Source organism: Bartonella taylorii 8TBB, from assembly GCF_902825155.1.
Taxonomy (GTDB): domain Bacteria; phylum Pseudomonadota; class Alphaproteobacteria; order Rhizobiales; family Rhizobiaceae; genus Bartonella; species Bartonella taylorii_A.
In genome coordinates this window covers 1-421 of sequence record NZ_CADEAG010000155.1, presented here as the reverse complement: position 1 = coordinate 421, position 421 = coordinate 1, and the positions used below count along the sequence as shown (strand labels likewise).

The 421-nt window shown below is 39.9% G+C and carries 1 protein-coding gene; it reads left to right on the top strand.

Annotated features, from left to right (window positions below):
- Positions 1-421 (top strand): formate--tetrahydrofolate ligase (locus J7R13_RS09075; protein ID WP_208438329.1); only part of this gene is annotated, 421 nt, incomplete at both ends.

The following is a 421-nucleotide window of genomic DNA, read 5'->3' as shown; positions in this document are numbered from 1 at the left end:
GCTGGAGGTGGTTATGCCCAAGTTGTACCAATGGATGACCTTAATTTGCATTTTACTGGTGATTTTCATGCCATTACGGCTGCTCATAATCTTCTTGCTGCGATGATAGATAATCATATCTATTGGGGAAATAGCTTAAATATTGATCCACGTCGTATTGTTTGGAAGCGAGTCCTTGACATGAATGACCGCGCTTTGCGTGATATCATTATTTCATTGGGTGGAGTAACCAACGGTTTTCCACGTCAAACAGGTTTTGACATTACTGTTGCATCAGAAATTATGGCTATTTTTTGTCTTGCCGAAAATTTAGAAAATCTTACGCACAGACTCAAAAAAATTATTGTCGCCTATCGTTACGATAAAACACCTGTGACCGTTGCTGATCTCAATGCGCAAGGTGCAATGACAGTTCTTCTCA